22 protein-coding genes are annotated in these 21691 nt (G+C 69.0%); 9 read left to right on the plus strand and 13 right to left on the minus strand.

What is annotated here, in order from left to right:
• Entirely contained in the window at positions 1 to 549 is a 549-nt protein-coding gene (locus tag GT347_RS04145; RefSeq protein WP_160550757.1) for an NUDIX hydrolase, read from the plus strand.
• A 6-nt stretch (positions 550 to 555) separates the two neighbouring features.
• Here GT347_RS04145 and GT347_RS04150 read toward each other — a convergent pair whose 3' ends face one another.
• The 9 genes from GT347_RS04150 to GT347_RS04190 form a co-directional block, all read right to left on the minus strand.
• Positions 556 to 2283, minus strand: coding sequence for a ShlB/FhaC/HecB family hemolysin secretion/activation protein (locus GT347_RS04150; protein ID WP_160550758.1), 1728 nt, complete (start codon positions 2281 to 2283; stop codon positions 556 to 558).
• 98 nt (positions 2284 to 2381) lie between these two features.
• Entirely contained in the window at positions 2382 to 3407 is a 1026-nt protein-coding gene (locus GT347_RS04155; protein WP_160550759.1) for a hypothetical protein, read from the minus strand.
• A 2-nt stretch (positions 3408 to 3409) separates the two neighbouring features.
• Complete coding sequence (locus tag GT347_RS04160; RefSeq protein ID WP_160550760.1) at positions 3410 to 5083, minus strand: hypothetical protein; 1674 nt, start codon at positions 5081 to 5083, stop codon at positions 3410 to 3412.
• An 18-nt stretch (positions 5084 to 5101) separates the two neighbouring features.
• On the minus strand, positions 5102 to 5890 hold the full coding sequence (locus tag GT347_RS04165; protein ID WP_160550761.1) for a fimbrial biogenesis chaperone: 789 nt from the start codon (positions 5888 to 5890) through the stop codon (positions 5102 to 5104).
• 64 nt (positions 5891 to 5954) lie between these two features.
• Complete coding sequence (locus GT347_RS04170; protein WP_160550762.1) at positions 5955 to 6467, minus strand: hypothetical protein; 513 nt, start codon at positions 6465 to 6467, stop codon at positions 5955 to 5957.
• Between the two features lie 126 nt (positions 6468 to 6593).
• Entirely contained in the window at positions 6594 to 7049 is a 456-nt protein-coding gene (locus GT347_RS04175; RefSeq protein ID WP_160550763.1) for a hypothetical protein, read from the minus strand.
• 141 nt (positions 7050 to 7190) lie between these two features.
• Positions 7191 to 8510 (minus strand): DUF1501 domain-containing protein, encoded by a 1320-nt coding sequence (locus GT347_RS04180; RefSeq protein ID WP_160550764.1) that lies wholly within the window; start codon positions 8508 to 8510, stop codon positions 7191 to 7193.
• 17 nt (positions 8511 to 8527) lie between these two features.
• Positions 8528 to 10009 carry a DUF1800 domain-containing protein gene (locus GT347_RS04185; RefSeq protein WP_326830383.1) on the minus strand — a complete coding sequence of 494 codons (1482 nt, stop codon included), beginning with the start codon at positions 10007 to 10009 and terminating at the stop codon, positions 8528 to 8530.
• A 178-nt stretch (positions 10010 to 10187) separates the two neighbouring features.
• Positions 10188 to 10826 carry a glutathione binding-like protein gene (locus tag GT347_RS04190; protein WP_160550766.1) on the minus strand — a complete coding sequence of 213 codons (639 nt, stop codon included), beginning with the start codon at positions 10824 to 10826 and terminating at the stop codon, positions 10188 to 10190.
• A gap of 111 nt (positions 10827 to 10937) precedes the next feature.
• Here GT347_RS04190 and GT347_RS04195 point away from each other — a divergent pair, with 111 nt between their 5' ends.
• Positions 10938 to 11945: an aldo/keto reductase gene (locus tag GT347_RS04195; RefSeq protein ID WP_160550767.1), complete on the plus strand. Its 1008-nt coding sequence runs from the start codon at positions 10938 to 10940 to the stop codon at positions 11943 to 11945.
• 43 nt (positions 11946 to 11988) lie between these two features.
• On the opposite strand, the gene icd is transcribed toward GT347_RS04195, so the two are convergent.
• Positions 11989 to 13242 carry an NADP-dependent isocitrate dehydrogenase gene (gene icd / locus GT347_RS04200; protein WP_160550768.1) on the minus strand — a complete coding sequence of 418 codons (1254 nt, stop codon included), beginning with the start codon at positions 13240 to 13242 and terminating at the stop codon, positions 11989 to 11991.
• Between the two features lie 192 nt (positions 13243 to 13434).
• Here icd and GT347_RS04205 point away from each other — a divergent pair, with 192 nt between their 5' ends.
• Both GT347_RS04205 and GT347_RS04210 read left to right on the plus strand, forming a co-directional pair.
• Complete coding sequence (locus tag GT347_RS04205; protein ID WP_160550769.1) at positions 13435 to 13647, plus strand: hypothetical protein; 213 nt, start codon at positions 13435 to 13437, stop codon at positions 13645 to 13647.
• A gap of 99 nt (positions 13648 to 13746) precedes the next feature.
• A complete protein-coding gene (locus tag GT347_RS04210) occupies positions 13747 to 14214 on the plus strand; it encodes a DUF192 domain-containing protein (RefSeq protein ID WP_160550770.1) in 468 nt (155 codons plus the stop codon).
• Between the two features lie 10 nt (positions 14215 to 14224).
• On the opposite strand, the gene GT347_RS04215 is transcribed toward GT347_RS04210, so the two are convergent.
• The 3 genes from GT347_RS04215 to xseA form a co-directional block, all read right to left on the minus strand.
• Positions 14225 to 16093, minus strand: coding sequence for an alkaline phosphatase D family protein (locus GT347_RS04215; protein ID WP_160550771.1), 1869 nt, complete (start codon positions 16091 to 16093; stop codon positions 14225 to 14227).
• Between the two features lie 120 nt (positions 16094 to 16213).
• Positions 16214 to 16795, minus strand: coding sequence for a superoxide dismutase (locus GT347_RS04220; protein WP_160550772.1), 582 nt, complete (start codon positions 16793 to 16795; stop codon positions 16214 to 16216).
• A 49-nt stretch (positions 16796 to 16844) separates the two neighbouring features.
• Positions 16845 to 18143, minus strand: coding sequence for an exodeoxyribonuclease VII large subunit (xseA, locus tag GT347_RS04225; protein ID WP_160550773.1), 1299 nt, complete (start codon positions 18141 to 18143; stop codon positions 16845 to 16847).
• A 172-nt stretch (positions 18144 to 18315) separates the two neighbouring features.
• On the opposite strand from xseA, the gene GT347_RS04230 reads away from it, so the two are divergent.
• From GT347_RS04230 to kdsB, 5 genes are read left to right on the plus strand one after another with little or no spacing between them, the layout of a single operon-like run.
• Positions 18316 to 18948, plus strand: coding sequence for a MotA/TolQ/ExbB proton channel family protein (locus GT347_RS04230; protein WP_160550774.1), 633 nt, complete (start codon positions 18316 to 18318; stop codon positions 18946 to 18948).
• A gap of 38 nt (positions 18949 to 18986) precedes the next feature.
• Positions 18987 to 19415: an ExbD/TolR family protein gene (locus tag GT347_RS04235; protein WP_160555213.1), complete on the plus strand. Its 429-nt coding sequence runs from the start codon at positions 18987 to 18989 to the stop codon at positions 19413 to 19415.
• A complete protein-coding gene (gene lpxK, locus GT347_RS04240) occupies positions 19412 to 20443 on the plus strand; it encodes a tetraacyldisaccharide 4'-kinase (RefSeq protein WP_160550775.1) in 1032 nt (343 codons plus the stop codon). Before GT347_RS04235 ends, lpxK begins: the two co-directional genes overlap by 4 nt.
• A gap of 45 nt (positions 20444 to 20488) precedes the next feature.
• Complete coding sequence (locus GT347_RS04245) at positions 20489 to 20671, plus strand: Trm112 family protein (RefSeq protein WP_160550776.1); 183 nt, start codon at positions 20489 to 20491, stop codon at positions 20669 to 20671.
• Between the two features lie 11 nt (positions 20672 to 20682).
• Positions 20683 to 21465 carry a 3-deoxy-manno-octulosonate cytidylyltransferase gene (gene kdsB / locus GT347_RS04250; protein WP_160550777.1) on the plus strand — a complete coding sequence of 261 codons (783 nt, stop codon included), beginning with the start codon at positions 20683 to 20685 and terminating at the stop codon, positions 21463 to 21465.
• Positions 21466 to 21691 lie beyond the last annotated feature (226 nt).

The following is a 21691-nucleotide window of genomic DNA, read 5'->3' on the forward strand; positions in this document are numbered from 1 at the left end:
GTGACCCAACGCACCCCCATCCGCCATTGCCGCGAATGCGGCAGCGCCGTGGTCTACCGGCTGCCGGACGACGGCGACACGCGCCAGCGCGCCGTCTGCCCCGCCTGCGGCACGGTGCACTACGAGAACCCGCTCAACGTGGTCGGCACGGTGCCCTGGCTGGACGACCGGGTGCTGCTGTGCAAGCGCAACATCGAGCCGCGCCGCGGTTTCTGGACGCTGCCGGCCGGCTTCATGGAGCTGGGCGAGACGACCGCGGCCGGCGCCGAGCGCGAGACCGACGAGGAAGCCGGCGCGCAGATCGAGATGCAGCCGCTCTTCACCGTCATCAATGTGGTGCGGGTGGGCCAGGTGCATTTCTTCTACCGCGCGCGCCTGCTGTCGGACCGCTTCGATCCGGGCCACGAGACCATGGAAGCCCGCCTCTTCACCGAGGACGAGATTCCCTGGGACGAGATCGCCTTCCACACGGTGCGCGACACGCTGCGGCATTTCTTCGAAGACCGGCGCGCGGGCAGCTTCGGCCTGCACCATTTCGATATCGGCTGAGCGCCTTCAGAAAGCCAGCGACAGGTTGAAGCCGGCCGCCACCCGCGCGGTGCGAAAGCCCTCGGGCTTGTGCAGCGGCCGGCCCAGGAAGAGGTCGTAGGACCAGGCTCCCCGGGCCCCGCGCAAGCCCAGCACGCCGCCGGTGAGCGAACGGCCCAGCAGCAGTTCGGCGGAGGGGCCGCCCACCCGGCCGGTGTCCAGGCCCAGGTAGGCCTCCTGGGCTTCGGCGTATTTCAGGGCGATGTCGTTGCGCCAGAACCAGCCGCGTTCCGCGACCAGGGCGCTTTCCCCGTCGAAGCCGCGCACGCTGTAGCGCCCGCCCAGCGCCAGCCGATCCTGAGGGGTGAGCGGCGTGCGGTTCCACTGCCCATGCCAGCTGCCGCCGTAGCGCAGCGACTGGCCGGCCAGGGCGAAGGGCTGGGTATAGGCCAGGTCGCCGATCAGCAGCTTCAAACGCGAGCTGCCCTCGCCGAAGGCCTCCTCGGGTGCGGCCTGCGCTCCGAAGGCGCCGGTGCCGCGCCGCCAGCCCAGGCTGGCGTCGAGCACCGCATCGCCGATGTATTCGCGATGCGCCAGGCTGGCCTCCCAGCCGGCGGTGACGCGGTGCTGCACATCGATCTCGGTGTCGTCGATGAAATTGTTGGCGCTGCGGCGAAAGCCGCGCAGCGAGGCGGTGGTGCGCCGCGCCGCGTCGCGCCACAGCAGGCGGCTGGCGCGCATCTCCAGGTTGTCGCTGCTGCCGCTGTAGCGATAGGTCTGGCTGGCGCCGGCGACCGACTGGAAGTAGTGGTTGTGGCTGGCCGTGCCGCCGAAGAGCCAATAGCCCCAGGGCAGCGAGTAATGCACGATGGCCGAGCGGGTGCCGCGCTCGTCGCTTTCACTGCGTTTGCCGAGGTTGTGGCCCAGGCTCAGGTAGAACAGGTCGTTGAGTGTCAGCGCGTTGTCGTAGGACAGGGTGGCGCCGGCCTGCTGGCGGCCGGTGGCGCGGGTGCCGCCGTCGTCCAGCGCCAGGTTCAGCCGCAGCGGCAGGGCCTGGCGGTAGGAGACCAGCAGATCGCTCTGGCCGGGCCGGGTGTCGGCACCTTCGTAGGGCTCGACCTGGATGTCGGCCTCCACCGTGGGGATGCGCTGGAGGTTCTCCAGGCCTTGTTCGATATCGCGCAGCTGCAGCAGATCGCCCGGCCGCAGCGGCAGCGCGTTCCAGGTCTGCAGCCGCGGGCTGCTGTCGGGCGTGGGCCGGACCGCATGGACGACGCCCGGCACCAGGGTGACATGGAGCCGGCCATCGACCAGGCTCTGCGCACCGGCAAGCACCCGCGTGGTGACAAAGCCGCGGGCCAGCAGCGCCTGCTGCATCCGCGACAGCACGATCTGCAGGCCGGTGTCGCCCAGGCAGCGGCCGAGGGGCGAGTCGTCCTGCCCGGCGCCGGCAGCGGTCGCGGGCAACCAGGCGAAACGACCGGCCATCGGGCCATCCAGCCGGATGTCATGCACCGGCTGGCAAGGTGTCTCGCTCGCCGGCAGGGTCTGCACGGGGGGCGCCTGCGGCCTTGCGCCGGGCACCTCGCGGCTGCTCTCCTGAACGCCGCGCAGCTGCCGCTCGCGCTCCTGTTGGCGCAGCAGCTGTTGTGTGGCGGGCCCGGCCGGCTGCGCCGCGGCGGCACAGACCCACAGCACGGCAGCGGCGCCGACCAGCGATGACGCCGACCCACTCGATTTCCATTCGTGAAACATCCCATCTCCCTTTGTGAATAGGGTCGAAAGCCTACGTATCCGGGATGGCCGGCCGTCGGGTCCCGGCCGGCGTGCACGACCGTCTGCGCGGCGCTCCCTCACCGGCCGGCGGCGGGCGCCGGCTGGCAGTTCATGCGGATGGGCCGGTAGCTCGAAGCCTGGTCGCCGTCGGCCAGGGCCGCAGCGCCCGCGCTGCAGCGAAGGGGTGCATCGAAGCCCTTGACGGTGATGAAGCGGGTCAGTTCGGGGCTGTCGTCGCGGCTTTCGTACACCAGGCTGCGCAGTTGCCGGTCGGGGTACATACGCACGATTTCCCGGCCCTCGGCCTTGTAGCTGCGCTCCGGCGACAGGGCGACCGAGGCGCCGGATGCATCCTGCAGAAAGAAGGATTCGATGGCCCAGAAGCCTTCCACGATGGTCAGCACCCTCACGTTGCCGCGGTCGAGATAAGCCGATGGCGGCGCCGCGCCGTCCTCGGCCACCGGCCCGGGGCTGGCCAGCAGCTCGCCGACGCGCCCCGGCGAACGCGGCAGCAGGCGCGTGCTGCGGGCCGGCACCTCGAAATTCCGTCCGTCTACCTTGACCTTCTGCACCTCTTCCGAGCGGTTGAGTACCGAGACGCCAGCGGTGCCGCCGTTGTCGTTGAAGAGCTGCAGGCCGACCGGGCTGCTGCCGTCCCGGGTGAAGGAGATGCCTTCGCGGGTCAGGGCATAGGCGGTGGAGAGGCTCGTGCTCGCCGCCGTGCCGCCGCCGTGTCCGGACCAGCTCAGGTTGCTGGACTGGGCCAGCGGCCCCCACTGCCCCTGGACCGACGCGGTTGCGGAGCCGTAGCCGCCCGATGCCGAAGCGCCGCCTTCACCCGAATCCACGCTCCTGGACACCCCGACCGCCACCGAACGCAGGTAGCCCTGCGACTCGGCGTCGAACGTACGGGCGGCGCTCAGGCTGGCGCTCTGGTGGCCGGCGTCGTCGGTGGAGAGGCCGCCGGTCACCACGAGCTGGTTTTCCAGCGGAAACATCAGGGAGACGAACAAGGAATTGCTGCCCAGCCCGAAGTCGTGCACGGCAAAGCCCTGCAAGGTGGTCACGACGGAGCCCAGGCGCAGTCGGGTCGATGCCGTCAAGGTCAGCTGGCGGCTGGCGAAAAAAGGCGTGCGGATCTCCTGCAGGGCCAACCGGACCGGAAAGTCCTTCTTCGACAGGCCCAAACGCCAGGACCGGTAGTCGGAGGAGTTGAAGCACAGCACCTGCCCCAGGCCGCGCAGGCCGTCCTGCCCGGGGTGCCGTACCAGGCGGCCGCATCCGCCGCGGCCACCTGGGTCAGGTCCCGGGGCGCGCCGTACTGTGTGGTGCTGGCACTCAGCCTCAGGTCATGGACCAGCGGCACGGTCGCATCCGCCCGCAGGCCGTACTCGCTGCGGCTACCCGCCATCGAGCTCAGGCTCCAGAGCGAGGCACGATCCCCCATCGAGAACGCCAGGCGCTGGCGCGCGGCGATCCACTGTGCGCTCGCCTGGTAGCGGCGCGCGTCCGAGGCATAGGTGTAGAACGCACTGGCCTGGTAGACATCCGAGCGATCCAGGTGCCGGTTGTCCTGGTCCAGCTGGGACATGACCTGTCCCGCGTCCACATAGAACATCGAGCGGTCCTGCGCCAGCGCCACGGGCTGCGTCTGCCGCTCCTGCGCGGTGGAAACCACCTCGACCGTGCGCTGTTCCACGCGCCCCCCGGCATCGCGCACCGAGGCTTCCACAAAGGCATCGGCATAGCCCTCGAACTCGACCCATTGCTCGCCGGCCGGAACCGGTCCGGCGAAGAGTTCGGTGCCGTTCGACACGATGCGTACATAGCTGTCCGACCTCAGCAGCAGCCGCACCTTGCTGCGCCCGCCATAGGCGGTGAGCTGTCCGCCGTTGCTGCGGTAGGCCAGGCCCAGGATGGACGGCCGGGCAAAAAAGGAACCGGCATCCTGCCAGAGCGCACCGCTGGCCGTCGCCGTGAAGACACCCGCGTAGCCACGGGCCGTGTCGCCGAGCCGGCGTCCCACGGCGAGCAGCCGGTAATTCAGCGCAGTGCTGCGGCCGTTCTCGTCGCTGTAGGAAGCCAATCCCCCGGGGACCGAGGACAGCAGGGTGGCCGACGATGCCGTCGGCGGCGGCACCGGGTTGGCCATCTGCTGGGCCTGCGCGCTCAGGTCGTACTCGAAGGTGGTATCGCCCCGGGAGGCAATGCCACGCGACGCCAGGCCGAGATACTGCGACGAAACCAGACTGCCTCCCCCGCCTGTCCTGCCCAGCCAAAGAGAGGAGGAGCCGATCAGCGCATAGGCCGGATTCGCCGCCTCCACGAACGCCGAGCGCCGGTCGGCCGCGACCAGATCCAGCCGGCGGCCACCGGCTTGCGGCGTGAATTCGAGCCAGACATCGACGCAGGCGCGCGACGAGTCCACGACCGCGATGCAGCGCCGCGCACCGACCTGGAATTCCGGCTGCTCCGCCCAGGCCCGGGCCGCGGCGGGCTCGAACCCCCAGGCGCCCAGATGCTCGACCAGCGGCCCGAGCGAGGCCGGCAGCAGCAGCAGCGCGGGCGCATCTCCACGATCCTGCGCCGGTCCCGGCCCCGGCCCCGGCCGCTGCACGAGCACCACGTCCGGCAGGCTCCTGGCCTGCCAGTGCAGGTGGTATTCCTCCTCGCCCGTCCCGCCGCGAAAGCCTGCGGGCATCTCGCGCAGCATCTGCAGGGGCGCCGCCTGGGCGGCCAGGCACAGCCATGCCGCACCCAGCAGCAGCCATGCAGGCATGGACCGGGCGGCCATCTGTCAACGCCGCTCGGCGCCGGAAGCGGCCACGGGAAGATAGATCGCCTTGAGTGGAGCGCTGAAGCCGAGGTCGCCATACACCAGCAGGCCCACGAACGGACTGCCACGCCGCCGCCGCAGGCCGACCCACTCGCCCGGCATCAGGGACTGCTTGGGAAAATCGAGAATTTGCTCGCAATCCGTCAGCTTCTGCCGATCGGAGGCGCATTCATAACCGCCGGCGAGGAATATATGCTGGCCCGACCTGTTTTCCAGGCGCCAAACCGGCGCCGCCGCATCGGGCATCAGATGGAAACTTTCGGCATCGATCGCGCGATATTCCGTCTTTTTCACGACCACCATGATTTCATACGCCATGGCATAACCGAAGACCGAACCGCTGGCGGCTCCCTGAGACTTCATTCTGGAAACGTCGGCTACCCGGACGTAATATGCGTGCGAGTCGTCCTGCTGGCGCCGCGGATCGGCGATGATCCGCAGAGGAAAGGACTTCCCGGCCCCCAATGTGAATTCATCCGGCGACGCCAGCACTGCCTCGCCATTTTCGGGGCGGGTTTTCCGGATATTTCCTTCGAGATCCAGGCTGTAAATCGTGACCGCCAGAAAGACCGGCTCCGTGCCGCGGTTGGTGACGCCCACCGAATCGAAATACCGGTTGCCCGGGCCGAGCGTCGCATAATTCTTCTCCAGCACCCAATCGACTGGCGCAGCGTGCGTAGCCGCGCAGGCGCCGAAGGCAGCCATTGCGCACAGCAGGCGCGCCGTCCGGATGAATATTGAATTCGTCATGGGAATCGTGATTCGGCAAAAAGAGGGCCACCGATATCGGTGGCCCATGGCGAAACTCTGATATTCAGATGGGGGAAGCGACAATCGTGATGACGCTCTCGTAGACGTGGACCTCGTCCAGAGGCGCATCGCCCAGCGTCGCCATCTTGCGGACATTGCCGATGCCGCAGGCGGCCGCGGAGGTGACGGTCCTTCCGGCGGGGACATCGAAGCTGATCCCGGCGAATTCGAGACGCGCCCAGGGTCCGTCGATCAGGCTCACATTGAGCAGATAGGGGAAGGTCTGGCCATCGGCGGCGGTCGCCACCCAGAACGGACTGCTCTGCAAACCGCTGAAGGCGAGGTGCACGGCGCCGCCGGTGGTATCGACCACGCAGAAGGAGTCGATCACGCCTTTGCGCTGCACCCCGCCTGCTTCCGGCACGAGCGGAGAACTGGAGGTGACGAAGGCATCGACCAGCTGCAATATCTGAACCTGGCGCGGCGTGGCCACGCCGAAATTGTTGGCATAGGACCCGGTACTGGTCGAACCGAGGGTGCCCTGGGTCGCGGCGCTGGCCGCGAGCACCAGGCCCATGCCGCAAGCCAGGGCGGCATATCTCGAATATCTCATGATGACTCCTGCAAATGAATGAGGCTCTTCGAACCTGGACGGGAGAGCCTCATGACCCGCCATTCAACAGACTTCGGCAAGCGGCCCGGATCAGATCGGCGCGGCCAGGACCGTGACAATATCGACATAAGGCCCACGCGCCGGCAGGGGCAAGCCGGCGTCGCGCACCACACGTTTGACCAGGGTGCCGGCACCGCATTCCGCCGCCGACCTTGAAACACGCACCGGATCGACCAGAAACACACCCTTGGCAAGGCCTGAAACTTCAACCGGCGCGGTGCCGTCGAGATATTCGACGAACTGGCGATATTCGATGGCTTCGCCCGCGGCATTACGCGCCAGCCAGTGCAGGGAGTCCGCGGCGGAGCCGGAACTGTTGACGAAAGTCAGTCGAACGCCATGACCCGCCGCGGCCGCCACCACGCAGAAGGCATCGCTGCCCGAGGCATTATCTTGAAGATGCAGGATTTGCACCTGCGCGTGGCAAAAATTGCCCAGCAGATAAAAAGCACCGATCAGCGCCAGTGATTTGCAGCGAAAAAGCATAGGGTCGTGCGAGGCATGAAGCCATATTTTCGGCTTGATTCTCGCGGCCACCCCGGACGCGCACGGCACAGGATTTCAGATTTATCCAGAATCATCATCCATGGAATGGATGACTCCATCCATCGGCTGGCGCGAAGAGGCCTACAAAAGACCCAGGTCGAGCGGCGCACTGCCCGGGAAGATGCGCGCCAGCTGCACGGCATCCAGCCCGTACTGCCGCCGCAGCAAGCCGCCGATGACGGCCCGGTATTCATTGAGCACGGGAAAGTCGCGGTCCTGGTTCAGGGCGCCCGGCCGCAGCACGGCCTGTTCGCCGGCCAGTCTGCCGCCGCGCAATCCGCCGCCGGCCACCCAATAGGCGCTGCCGTGTCCGTGGTCCGTGCCGCGGGTGCCGTTCTCCCGGAAGGTGCGGCCGAATTCCGAGACCACCACGACCACGGTGCGGTCCCAGGCCGGCCCCAGCTCCTGGGCGAAGGTGGCCAGGCCGCTGCCCAGGTTCTGCAGCAGATTGGCCAGTTGGCCTTGGGCGCCGCCCTGGTTGACATGGGTGTCCCAGCCGCCCACGTCGATGAAACCCAGGGTGTAGCGCTCGCGCATGAGCTGCGCCATGCGCCGCGCCTCCAGTTCGAAGCCGCGTGCGCTGATGGCCTGGCGGCTGGCGGCCTGCATCTCCTGCATGCGCGCGGCCATGGCGGGATCGGCCGCCATGGCGCTGGATCGATCGCGCTGGCGTGCCGCCTCGGCTTCCACCTCCTGCGCCACGGTCTGGCGCAGTTCCAGCCCTTCGGCCAGCACGGACGAGAACCGGCTGCCGCGGTACATGCCGGCGTAGACGGCGGACTGGCGCTCGTCGAAGGGCGCGCGCAGCGAGCCTTTCAGGGAGACGTTGGGGATGGCCGCGGGCCCGGCCATGGAAGCCGGCAGCACGTCGGTGAAGGCCACCGGCGCCGCCTGCGCGCCCAGCGTGGAGGCCAGCCGGTTGAGGAAACCGCTGCCGCGCAGCGCGGCGGCGGCCGATCCCGGCGCGGAGCGGTCGCCAGGGATCGGCAGGCCGGCCTCGATGCTGTCCTGCGTCTCGAAATGGCTGCGCGACAGGTCGTCGGTGCCGGCGAAGGGCACGAAGGCCAGCTGGCCCTGGCGCCAAAAAGGCAGCAATCGTTCGGCCACGGAAGGGTGCAGGCCCCAGCCGCTGGCGCCGTCGCCCGGCAGTGCGATGGCCGCCTGCGGATCGGGAGTACCGCCCTCGGCCACCGGGCGCTTGATGGCGATGGTGGGCCGCGAGGCATAGTAGAAATCGCTGCCGGTGGGCACCAGCAGGCTGTTGGCGTCGTAGCCGCCGCGCAGGAAGACCAGCAGGAAACGCGCATCGGCCTGCCCGGCCGGCAGGGCCCAGGCGCGCGAGGCCAGCGGCATGGCGGCGGCGGCCAGGCCGGCGCGGCGCAGGAGTTCTCTTCTGTCCATGGTGGGCTCCCGGGTGCTCATCGCTGCATCCATTCGGGCGATGCCAGCAGCACCGCATTCCATTCACCCTGCGACGCGGTCTGCAGCAAGGCGGCGCGGGTGGCGGGACCGAGCTGCGGCTCGATCTGTTCGTAGTAGAGCCGGCTGCTCAGCAGCGGAAAGCCGACCCGGGCGGGCCGGCTGCCGGCCTCGGCATACAGGGCGCCGGGGCCGCTGCCGATGGTGCGGGCGATCTCCAGCCGGCGCACCAGCTGGCCGGAGCTGGCCCAGGCGGCTTCCGATGCCGGATAGCCATCGGGCGAGATGCGGCCGTAGAGCGGCTCGCCGAGCTGCTGCAGCCATCCCACCAGCGGCTGCATGTTGGTGGGCGGCCGCTCGGCATAGGCCCAGCGCACCGAGGAGACGACGAACTGGAACGGGTCCTTGAACTTGCGTTCCGGCGCCTGCAGCGCGGCCTCGAGTTCGGGCGAGAGGAACATCGCCTGCAGCACCGCCGCGATGTCGCCGCCGCTCTGCTGGAAGCGCCCGGCCATGCGTTCGACCAGTGCCGGCGGCGCCGGATCCGCGACGAAATAGGCGGCCAGCTTCTGCGACACGAACATCGCGCAGGCCCGCTGGCGCACCAGCAGCGCCACCGCCTGGCGCACCTCCTCGAAGCCGCTGCCGGCTATTGCGTGGCCGAGCAGCTTCTTGCTTCCGAAATCGTGCCGGTTGGGATTGAATTCGAACAGCCCTTCATGCCGGTACAGCGCCTGGCGCTGCGGCCCCAGGCGCGGCGGCCCGTTGGCCTGCTCGATGCCCACGCCCGTCAGCACCCGCGCCAGTTCCTGCACATCCTGCTGGCTGTAGCTGGAGCCGCTGGGCCCGCCCGAAACACCCAGGGTGTGCAGCTCCATCAGCTCGCGGGCGTAGTTCTCGTTGACCTTGCCGACGGCGCTCTGGGCGTTGTCCAGGTAGTCGAGCATGGCAGGCGCGCTGAGGCTGGCCATGACCAGGTCCTCGAAACGGCCGAAGACACGCGGGCGTATCGCCTGCTCCTCGTACTCCGGCAGCAGCCAGCGCACCTGGGCCTTGCCGGCATAGACGCTGAAATGGTTCATCCAGAACCAGGTCATCTGCTCGCGCAATTGCCAGGGCGAGCGCAGCGCGCGCAGCAGGTGGCGGTGCTGGGTGGCGTTGCTCAGCTCGTTGCCGCTGCGGTTGAGTTCGCTGCGCGCGCGCTGCTTCTCGTCGGCATCGGCGATCTGGTTGATGCGCTGGTTTTCCGCGCGCAACTGGCGCAGTCCGTCCGGGCCGCCGGCCGCCAGGGGCAGCGCGGCGATGGCGGCGGCGAGTTCGGGCGGATCGGCCGGCGGCGCGGCCAGTTGCCGGCCCAGGTAAGCCGCCCGTCCCTGCTGCCTCAGCTCGGCCAGGGCGGCCGCATCGCCGGCGAAGCCGACGCGGCCCAGCCAGCGCCAGTCGGTCGCCGTGCTGCCGGCCGCGGTACCGCCGGTCGGCATCGGAGCACAGGCGGACAGCCACCAGGGCGCGCCCAACAGGGCCAGACGAAAGCGCGACGAAAGGAGGGGAGCATCGGATCGCATCGCGCGATTCAAAGCCCGGAACGCCGCCGCGTCCAGCCCCGGGCGTGAAGCGCACGCAAAGCTGTGAAAAGCTTTGCGCCGCGCAGGCGCCGGTTCAGGCCTTGGGCTGGAAGCGCTCGACCAGCGCGTAGGCCCGCTGCACCGCCGGCCGCGCGGCGATCGCCTGGAACCAGCGCTGCAGGTTCGGGAAGTCCGCCAGGTCCTGCTGCTGGCGGGTGTGCGGCACGATCCAGGGGTAGATCGCCATGTCGGCGATGGAGTAATCGCCCGCCACGAACTCCCGGTCGGCCAGGCGCCGGTCGAGCACGCCGTAGAGCCGCGCCGTCTCCTTCACATAGCGTTCGATCGCATAGGGAATCTTCTCCGGCGCGAAGGTGCCGAAGTGGTGGTTTTGCCCGGCCATCGGCCCCAACCCGCCCATCTGCCAGAACAGCCATTGCGACACCTCCTGCCGCCCGCGCAGGTCGGCCGGCAGGAAACGGCCGATCTTCTCGGCGAGATACATCAGGATGGCACCCGACTCGAACAGCGAAAGCGGCGCACCGCCATCGGCCGGCTCGTGGTCGACGATGGCGGGGATGCGGTTGTTGGGCGCGATGCGCAGGAACTCGGGCTTGAACTGCTCGTTCTTGCCGATGTTCACGCCGTGAACCTCATAAGGCAGGCCGGCCTCTTCGAGAAAGATGCTGATCTTGTGGCCGTTGGGCGTGGTCCAGTAATACAGGTCGATCATGGTGTTTTGGGGTATGCCGCGATGAACAAAAAGTCACGGCGGCGTATCGTCGCAGACTTCCTGCGCCGGCGCTGGCCGGCCTCCTCCTACTCCGCTTAAGGCTAGAAGCCCATGTCCATTCCCTCGATCCGTTTCGGCCGCACCGGCCTCACCGTCTCGCGCCTGGCGCTCGGCACCATGACCTTCGGCCTGCAGACCGAGGAGATCGTCTCCCACGCGGTGCTCGACAAGGCCAGCGAGGCCGGCATCAACTTCCTCGACACCGCCAACGTCTATCCCCTGGGCGGCGATACGAAGACGGCCGGCCGCACCGAGGAGATCATCGGCCGCTGGCTCAAGGCCTCGCCCGGCCGCCGCGCCAGCCACATCGTGGCGACCAAGGCGGTCGGCATCATGGGCCCCCAGGCCTGGGAGCGCGGCGCCTCGCGCAAGCATCTGCTGGATGCGATCGACGCCTCGCTCAAGCGCCTGGACACCGACTATGTCGACCTCTACCAGCTGCACAGCGACGACCCGGACACGCCGCTGGACGAGACCCTCGACGCCCTGGACACCATCGTGCGTTCGGGCCGCGCCCGCTACGTGGGCGTCTCCAACTTCCTGGCGTATCGCCTGGCCCGCGCCCTGGGCCGCTCGGAGGTGCTGGGCCTGGTGAAGTTCGTCTCGGCGCAGCCGCGCTACAGCCTGCTGTTCCGCGAGATCGAGCGCGAGCTGCTGCCGCTGTGCGCCGAAGAGGGCCTGGCCGTCATCCCCTACAACCCGCTGGCCGGCGGCCTGCTCACCGGCAAGTATGTGAAGGCCTCGGCGCCGGTGCATGGCACCCGCTTCACCCTGGGCACCGCCGCCGGCCGCTACCAGGACCGCTACTGGAACGACCGCGCCTTCGATGCGGTGGAGGAGCTGCAGAAGATCGCCGACGAGGCCGGCATACCGCTGACCACCCTGGCCGTGGCCTGGGTGATGGCCCAGCCGACGATCACCGCGCCGCTGCTGGGCGCCAGCCGGCCGGAGCAGCTCGATGCGACCCTGGCGGCCGCCGAGCTGAAGCTGGCACCCGAGCTGCTGAAGAAACTGGAAGAAGCCACCCACGGCTTCCGCATGGGCGACTCGGTGCGCTGAGCCCCCGCTGCCCGAAACCCGCCGGCCCGCGGCCGGCAGGGCCTCACATGTTCTCGATCACCACCTGGCCGAAGCCCGAGCAGCTGACCTGGGTGGCGCCGGCCATGAGCCGCGCGAAGTCGTAGGTCACCCGCTTGCTCTCGATGGCCTGCTCCATGCCGCGGATGATCAGGTCGGCGGCCTCGGTCCAGCCCATGTGGCGCAGCATCATCTCGGCCGACAGGATCTCGGAGCCGGGGTTCACATAGTCCTTGCCGGCGTACTTGGGCGCGGCGCCGTGGGTGGCCTCGAACATGGCCACCGTGTCGCTCATATTGCCGCCCGGGGCGATGCCCACGCCGCCGACCTGCGCGGCCAGCGCGTCGGAGATGTAGTCGCCGTTCATGTTCAGCGTGGCGATCACGCTGAACTCGGCCGGGCGCAGCAGGCTCTTCTGCAGGAAGGCGTCGGTCAGCGCGTCCTTCACCGTGATCCAGCGGCCGGTGCGCGGGTTCTGCAGGCGCATCCAGCGTTCGCCGTCCACCGGCTCGGCCTGGAACTCGCGCTGCGCCAGGGCGTAGGCCCAGTCGCGGAAGGCACCCTCGGTCAGCTTCATGACGTTGCCCTTGTGCACGATGGTCACGCTGGGCTTGTCGTTGTCGATGGCGTACTGGATGGCCTTGCGCACCAGGCGTTCGGTGCCCTCGCGCGAGACCGGCTTCAGGCCGATGGCCGAGGTGCCGGGGAAACGGATGTTGGTGACCCCGAAGTCCTCCTGCAGCACGCGGATCAGGCGCTGGGCCTTCTCGCTGCCGGCGGCGAACTCGATGCCGGTATAGGTGTCTTCCGAGTTCTCCCGGAAGATGGCGATGTTGGTCTTGCCCGGCTCCAGCAGAGGCGTGGGCACGCCCGGGAACCAGCGCACCGGCCGCAGGCAGGCGTAGAGGTCGAGCTTCTGGCGCAGCGCCACGTTGAGCGAGCCGACGGCGCCCGGCACCAGCATCAGCGGGCCCTTGATGGACACCACGTAGTCGCGCACCGCCTGCAGGGTTTCCTCCGGCAGCAGCGTGCCGGCGCCGTAGAGGGTCTCGGCCTTCTGGCCGGCGTAGACCTCCATCCAGTGGATCCTGCGCCGTCCCTCGTAGGCCTTGGTCACCGCCGCATCGACCACGGTGATCATCACCGGCGTGATGTCGACGCCGGTGCCGTCGCCTTCGATGAAGGGGATGATCGGCTCGTCCGGTACGTTCAGGGTGTTGTCGGCGTTGACCGTGATCTTCGCGCCTGCGGCGGGCACCTGGATGTGCTGATAGGACATGGACGGGCAGTCTTTCGGGTACGGACGGAGGAGGCGGACGCGGAGCGGCCGAGGCCGGCATGCAACGGGGAATTCTATGTCCGAACGAATGAGCCTGCCCTGTCAACCGGCCTGCTTCGGGCGGCGTTGCAGTGTGACCTTGCGCAATTGCGCAAGGCAGCCTCCCAACGACTGAATCGCAGGACACACATCATGAAGAAACTCCTCGCTCCCCTGATCGCCGGCCTGCTCGTCACCGGCGCATTCGCACAGTCTCCGGCGGCCCCCAGCGCCGCCACCACCGGCCCGTCCACCGTCGCCCAGGGCGAGGGCACCAAGGCCAACGTGGCCAAGACGACACCCAAGGCCAAGCACATGAAGAAGATGAAGCACGGCGCGAAGTCGGCCGACACCGCAGCCAAGTAAGCACCACACGGCACCCGCCGCATCACCAGACCAGCGCCCTTCGGGGCGCTTTTCTTTTGCCTGGGCCACAATGCCGCGTCTTCGGCTCCCGTCCCTGCGATGCACCCCATGCCCTCCTCCTTCCGGCGCCTGATCGCCGCCACCGCCCTCCTCTGCTGCGCCGCCGCCCAGGCGCAGGAAAGCCCGCAGATGGACCTGCCGCGCGTGCCGCTGACCCTCGGCATGTACCGCATCGACACCCAGGTCGCCGCCACGCCCGCCTCGCGCGAGACCGGCCTGATGTACCGCCGCGAGATGCCGCAGGCCGAGGGCATGCTGTTCGCCTTCAGCGTGCCCGCCGTGCAGTGCTTCTGGATGAAGAACACCATCCTGCCGCTGACCGCCGCCTTCATCGCCGATGACGGCACCATCGTCAACCTGGCCGACATGCAGCCCCAGACCACCGACTCGCACTGCTCCACCAGGCCGGTGCGTTTCGTGCTGGAGATGAACCAGGGCTGGTTCGCCCACAAGGGCTTCAAGGCCGGCGCCCGCCTGGCGGGGCCGCCTTTCGAGGCCGGGCGCTAAAAGCGCCGGATCAGGCGATGACCGGCGCTGCCGTGCCGGTCGTCGTCGTGGCCACCGTGACGGTGCGGCCGATGGTCGCCGTATAGGTCGGCAGCTTCACGCTGCTGACGAACACGTACTCGCACTTGGCCGCCGCCGCGCTCAGCGTCACCAGCATGTAGCCGCGCTGGGTGGTGTCGCTGTAGCCCACGTCGTCGATCAGGCCCAGGCCGGCGCCGATGGCGGCGCTGCCCAGCTGCGCGGTCAGGATGCTGCCGTCGATGGAGCTGCCGGCCGAGCCCAGGCCGACGCTCTCGAAGCCGGTCGAGGTCACCGAGGTGCCGGCGAACTCCACGCCGATCTGCTCGCCGGCCAGGCTGGTGAGCTTGTTGAACCAGGCGTCGTGCGAGTCGCCCGACAGGGTGATCAGGCGCTTGCCCTGGGTCTTCACCGTCTGCAGGATGGCCTCGCGCTGGGCGGGATAGCCGTCCCAGGAGTCGAGGTTGTAGGGCAGGCGCGGGTTGGTCGTGGTGTCCAGCAATGCCGTCTGGGTCGGCGTCAGCGCGCCGGTGCCGGCCGCCGCGCGGGTGGCCTTGGCGGTGAGGAAGGCGGTGATGGCCGCCGGCGCGCCGGCCGGGTTGCTGGCGAAGGTGGTCAGCACCGAGGCCGGGAACCACATGCGGCCCATGATGGTCTGGTTGCCCAGCACCTGCCAGGTGGCGGTGGAGGCGCCCATGCCGGTGGTCAGCCAGTTCTGCTGCTCCGAACTCATCATCTGGCGCGAGGCGTCCGGGCGCACGCCGGAGCCGTTGGGCGTGATGCCGGCCAGGTAGCGGGCGATGCCGCCGTCGGTGTCGCCGAAGTTGTCGTACTGGCGGTCGCGGCCCTCGATGCGGGTGTCGAGCATGTGCAGCGAGAGGATGCTGCCGAAGTCGAAGCGGCGGTAGATCTTCAGCAGGTTGCTGGCGTCCGGCGTGCGGATCGGCATCCACTCGTGATAGACCCGCGCCGCGATGTTCTTGCGGGTGACCCAGTCGCCCTGGGTGGCCGGGTTGTGGTTCTCGGCGCCGTTCACATAGCTGTTGTTGGCGAACTCGTGGTCGTCCCAGATGGCGATCCAGGGCATCTTCGCGTGGGCCGCCTGCAGGTTGGCATCCGACTTGTAGAGCGCGTAGCGCGTCCGGTAGTCGTTCATGGTGACGATGTCGTTGGCCGGGCTCGCCACCCGGTTGCCCGGCACGTTGTCGTTGCCGTACTTGGCAGGATCGGAGCCGTATTCGTAGATGTAGTCGCCCAGGTGCAGGGCGTACAGCGCGTCGGACTTGGATGCGGCGTCGTAGGCGTGGAAATAGCCTTCCGAATACAGCGAGCAGGAGAACACCGCGAACTTCACCGAGGTGATGCCCGCCGCCGGCAGGGTGCGGGTGGTGCCCACGGTGGAGGAGGCGCCGGTGGCATCCAGGAAACGATAGAAGTAGCTGCTGCCCTGGGCCAGCCCGGTCACGTCGACCTTGCCGGTGAAGGAGCTGGCCGCGGTGGTGGTGAGGCTGCCGCTGGTGACGATCTGGGTGAAGGCGGCGTCGCGCGCCACCTGCCAGGTCAGGGCCACGTCGGCGGTGCTGTCGGCCACCTTGGCGTGGGTCCAGAGGATCACGCGGTCGGTCAGCGGATCGCCGCTGGCCACACCGAAGGCGAAGGCGGCCGAGGCGGCGGGTGCGGGAGACGGCGCCGGGGCCGGAGCGGCAGCGATGATCGGATCGTTGCCTCCGCCGCAGGCCGCCAGCGATGCGGTCGCGCCGGCGGCGAGCACGCTGGCCGAGGAGCGGGTCAGGAAATCGAGGAAGTCGCGGCGGCTGTGCCGGGCGCGTTCACGCGGATCGAGGGAGTCGGCTGCGGACATGCGGGAAACCTTTTCGTGGGAATCCCGACATGGAATCGACACTCTGTGTCAGAGGCGTGAAGCTCCCAGCAAAAAGGGCCGGACAAACGAATGTCCGGCCCTTTCAAGAAGCGCGAAAGATCAGGCGAAGTTGGCTTCGGCGAACTTCCAGTTGACCAGCTTGTCCAGGAAGGTCTCGACGAACTTCGGACGCAGGTTGCGGTAGTCGATGTAGTAGGCGTGTTCCCAGACGTCGACCGTCAGCAGCGCCTTGTCGGCGGTGGTCAGCGGCGTGCCGGCGGCGCCGGTGTTGACGATGTCGACCGAGCCGTCGGCCTTCTTCACCAGCCAGGTCCAGCCCGAACCGAAGTTGCCCACGGCCGACTTCACGAAGGCTTCCTTGAAGGCGGCGTAGCTGCCCCACTTGGCGGTGATGGCCGTGGCCAGCGCGCCGGTCGGCTCGCCGCCGCCGTTGGGGGTCATGCAGTTCCAGAAGAAGGTGTGGTTCCAGGTCTGCGCGGCGTTGTTGTAGATGCCGCCCGAGGACTTCTTGACGATGTCTTCCAGGGACATGTTCTCGAACTCGGTGCCCTTTTGCAGGTTGTTGAGGTTCACCACATAGGCGTTGTGGTGCTTGCCGTGGTGGTACTCGAGGGTTTCCTTCGAGTAGTTCGGAGCGAGCGCGTCGATCGCGTAAGGCAGGGGCGGCAGCGTATGTTCCATGGATTCCTCGTGGGGACTTCGTTGTGGGGAACAGCGATTGTAGGCAGCGTTACACCTTGTCTGCAGGCGGGCCGTCCACGGTCAGTGCGACCGTGCCGTCGCTGAGGGTGGCGCGCAGGCGCTGGCCCGGCCGGGTCTGCGCCGCCTGCTGCACCGTGGCGCCGGCCTCGTCTTCCAGGAAGGCATAGCCGCGCTGCAGCACGATGCCCGGATCGAGCATCTGCAGGCGCAGCGCCGCACGGTCCAGGCGCTGGCGATGGCGCTCCAGCCCGCCGCGCACCGCCAGCGGCAAGGCCTGCTCCACAGCCTCGCAGCGGCGCCGGGCGATGCCGGCCTGCGACTGCAGCGCATGCAGCAGCGACTGCCCCTGGCGCTCCAGCCGCAGGCGCTGCGTGGCGACGATGGCCGAGGGGCGCGACAGGCGCGCCGCCACGTTGTCGAGCCGCTGGCCGTGGCGGTCCAGCCGGCGCATGACGGCGGCTTCCAGCGCCTCGCCGGCCAGGTCGAGCGTGCGGCTGAGCATGCTCAGCTGCGGCGCGGCGAGTTCGGCCGCGGCGGTCGGCGTGGGTGCCCGCAGGTCGGCGACGAAATCGGCGATGGTGAAGTCGGTCTCGTGCCCCACGCCGCTGACCACCGGCACCGGGCTGGCGGCGATGGCGCGCGCCAGGGCCTCGTCGTTGAAGGCCCAGAGGTCCTCGATGGAGCCGCCGCCGCGCACCAGCAGGATCAGCTCCGGCGGCTCGGCCCTTTCGTTCAGGGCGGACAGGGCCGCGATCAGCTCGCCCGGCGCCGCCGCCCCCTGCACCGAGGCCGGCGCCACCAGCACGGCAACATGCGGCGCACGGCGCGCCAGCGCGGTCAGCACATCGTGCAACGCCGCCGCGCCCAGCGAGGTGACCACGCCGATGCGGCGCGGCATGGCGGGCAGCGGGCGCTTGCGGTCGGCATCGAAAAGCCCTTCTGATTCCAGCCGCGCCTTGCGCTGCAGGAACTGCTCGAAGAGACCGCCCTGCCCCACCCGCGACATGGACTCGGCGATCAGCTGCAGATCGCCCCGCGCCTCGTACACACCGAGCCGGCCGCGCACTTCCACCAGCTCGCCGTCGCGCGGCGCGAAGTCCAGCATCTGCGCCGCGCGGCGGAACATGGCGCAGCGGATCTGGCCGCTCGCATCCTTCAGCGAGAAGTAGCAGTGCCCGCTGGCCGCACGCGAGAAACCGCTGATCTCGCCGCGCACGCTCACCGGGTTGAAACGCGCATCCAGCGCATCGGCAATGGCGCGGCAGAGCGCACCGACGGCCCAGACACGGGAGGCGGGAAGAGAAGGCGAGGCTGCTGAAAAATTCATCGATCTGTGCAGAGGCAGCGTGGGCGCGGCTTGCCGGACTTGTCCGCCGGCTTGCTCACAAACTTATCCACACAAACTGTGGGCGGGGACTCGCACCGCAGGACGGGCCGAGGACGGCATGCATTGGGGGTGGGCCATAATCGCCGCCGTCATCGGCACGGGGGATCCATCCTTGTTTTCCATCATACAAGCGGCAGGTTGGCCGATCTGGCCGCTGCTGCTCTGCTCGGTTCTGGCATTGGCCCTGGTGATCGAACGGGCGCTCGCCCTGCGCACCGCCAAGGTGGCACCACCCAAGCTGCTGGACGAAGCCATCGCCGTGTCGGCGCGCGGGCTTCCCCCGCCGGACGTGATCCGCCAGCTCGAACAGAATTCCGCCCTCGGCGAGGTGCTGGCCGCCGGTTTCAAGGCCCTGGTCGAGCGCCCCAACAGCAGCGAGGACGACCTGCGCGCCGCCACCGAAGGCGCCGGCCGCATCGCCGCCCACCGGCTGGAGCGCTACCTGGGCGCGCTCGGCACCATCGCCTCGGCCGCGCCCCTCCTGGGCCTGCTGGGCACCGTGATCGGCATGATCGAAATCTTCGGCTCGCAATCGGCCGGCGCCAGCGGCGGCGCCAACCCGGCGCAGCTGGCGCAGGGCATCTCGATCGCGCTCTACAACACCGCCTTCGGCCTGGTGGTGGCCATCCCCTCGCTGATCTGCTGGCGCTATTTCCGTGGCCGGGTCGATGCGCACCTGATGGCGCTGGAGCTGGCCGCCGAACGCTTCGTGCGCCACCTGGTGTACGTGCGCCGCCTGCCCTGAGACAGGTCACCGCCATGAACTTCCGCTCCCGCTCCCGCATGGACTTCCGCGACCATTCGCGCGGCGAGCCCGAGATCAACCTGATCCCCTTCATCGACGTGCTGCTGGTCATCGTCATCTTCCTGATGCTGTCGACCACCTACAGCCGCTTCACCGAGCTGCAGCTGCGCCTGCCGGTGGCCGACGCCCAGGCCCAGCGCGACTATCCGAAGGAAGTGCGTGTCGGCATCACCAGCGACGGCCGCATCTCCATCAACGGCCAGCAAGTGGCCAGCAACGCGGTCGAGCCGCTGTCGCGCGCCCTGGAAGCCGCGGCCACCGCCGGGCCGCAGAGCGTGGTCATCATCAGCGCCGACGCCACCGCCGCCCACCAGAACGTGATCACCGTGATGGAAGCCGCGCGCCGCGTCGGCCTGGGCCAGATCACCTTCGCCACCCAGCGGACCGGCTCGGCCGCCGGCAAGTGAGCGGCCTGGCCGAGCGGCTGCAGGCCGCCTGGCGCCGGCGCGGGCTGACGGCCTGCCTGCTGTGGCCGCTGTCCCTCGTCTACCGGGCGGCCTGGGCCTGGCGCCTGGCCGGCTACCGCAGTGGACGGCGCCCGAGCGTGAAGCTGCCGGTGCCCGTGGTGGTGGTCGGCAATGTGATCGTCGGCGGCGCCGGCAAGACGCCCACCGTCATCGCTCTGGTGCAACACCTGCAGTCGCGCGGCATCGCCGTCGGTGTGGTCTCGCGCGGCTACGGGCGGACGCTGCCGCCGGGCGACGACGACGGCGGGCTGGAGATCTCGGCCGGCAGCGATCCGCAGCATGCAGGCGACGAACCGCTGCTCATCCACCGGCGCACCGGCGTCCCCGTCTTCGTCGGCCGCGATCGCGTCGAATCGGCCCGGCGCCTGCTGCGGGCCCATCCCCAGGTCCGCCTGCTGGTCTGCGACGACGGCCTGCAGCACCTGGCGCTGGCGCGCGACATCGAAGTCTGCGTATTCGACGACCGCGGCGTGGGCAACGGCTGGCTGCTGCCCGCCGGCCCGCTGCGCGAGCCCTGGCCCCGGTCGGTGGACCTGGTGCTGCACACCGGGCAGTCGCCCGCCTTCGCAGGCTATCGCGGCGAACGCCGCCTGGCCGACCATGCCCTGCGCACCGATGGCAGCCAGGTGGCGCTGGCCACGCTGGCCGCCATGACCGGAAGCCGGACGCGGCTGATCGCCATCGCCGGCATCGCCCGCCCCCAGGCCTTCTTCACGATGCTGCGCGAGCGAGGCCTGGTGCTGGCCGAAACCCACGCCCTGCCCGACCACGCCGACTTCACCCGCGACCTGCCGCCCATCGCCGCCGACAGCACCCTGCTCTGCACCGAAAAGGATGCCGCCAAGCTCTGGCAGCAGCGGCCGGACGCACTCGCCGTGCCCCTGCACTTCACGCTCGCGGCCGACTTCCTCGCGCGCCTGGATCGCCTCGTCGATGCGCAGCTATCATCCTGCGTCCGCGTTGCCTGAGCGCCTCGCCCCCATCCTCCTTCACCCGCGTCAACCACCAACGCCATGGACAGCAAACTCCTCGCCCTGCTCGTCTGCCCCGTCACCAAGGGCCCGCTGATCCTCGATCTGGAGCGCAACGAACTCGTCTCGCGCAGCGCCAGACTGGCCTACCCCATCCGCGACGGCATCCCCATCCTGCTGGAAGTCGAAGCCCGCACCTTGAGCGACGAAGAACTGGGCCTGTGAGCATGGAGCCCATGTCCACGCCCGCCACGCCCGCCGCGCCCCCTGTCTTCACCGTCCTCATCCCCGCCCGCCTCGCCTCCAGCCGCCTGCCGGACAAACCCCTGGCCGACATCGGCGGCCTGCCCATGGTGGTGCGGGTGGCGCGCCAGGCGCAGATCTCCGGCGCCGCGCGCACCGTGGTCGCGGCCGACAGCCCCTCCATCATCGACGCCTGCCGCCGCCACGGCGTGGAAGCCCTGCTCACCCGCATCGACCACAGCTGCGGCAGCGACCGCCTGGCCGAGGCCTGCGACCTGCTGGGCCTGTCCGACGACGCCATCGTCGTCAACGTGCAGGGCGACGAGCCCCTGATGCCCGCCGAGCTGATCGCCTCCGTCGCCGAACTGCTGCACCAGCGCCCCGAGGCCGACATCGCCACCGCCGCGCACGCCATCGAATCCCTGGAAGACTTCCGCAACCCCAACGTGGTGAAGGTGGTGACCGACCGCAGCGGCCTCGCCCTCTACTTCAGCCGCGCGCCGATTGCCTGGCAGCGCGACGGCAGCGCGGCCGGAGCGCCCATCCTGCCCACCCCCCGGCCGCTGCGCCACATCGGCATCTACGCCTACCGCGTGCGATTCCTGCGCGCCTTTCCGACACTGGAACAAGCGCCCCTGGAACTCAGCGAGGCCTTGGAGCAGTTGCGCGCGCTCTGGCACGGACGGCGCATCGCCGTTCTGGATGTCGAACACCCCCCCGCCGGCGGCGTCGACACCCCCGAAGACCTGGCGCGCGTACGGACCTTGTTCCTCTAGCTGAGCACACCACCGGCGTCCATTCCATTCGGCCCGGCAGCATCCCGCCTTCGAATATCAAGAATACCGTGCTTCGTGAGAGGCTGCGGTCATTCGGAGCGCCCGCATAAAACTGACGATCGGGCAGCGGCAATCGGCTCATGACGGCGCCATCTGAATTTTCCCTTCGAATATCGAGAATATTCCGCTTCGCATGGAACGGGCGGCATTCGTATCCCCCCGTCGA

Origin of the sequence: Xylophilus rhododendri (assembly GCF_009906855.1) — a bacterium.
Classification (GTDB): domain Bacteria; phylum Pseudomonadota; class Gammaproteobacteria; order Burkholderiales; family Burkholderiaceae_C; genus Xylophilus; species Xylophilus rhododendri.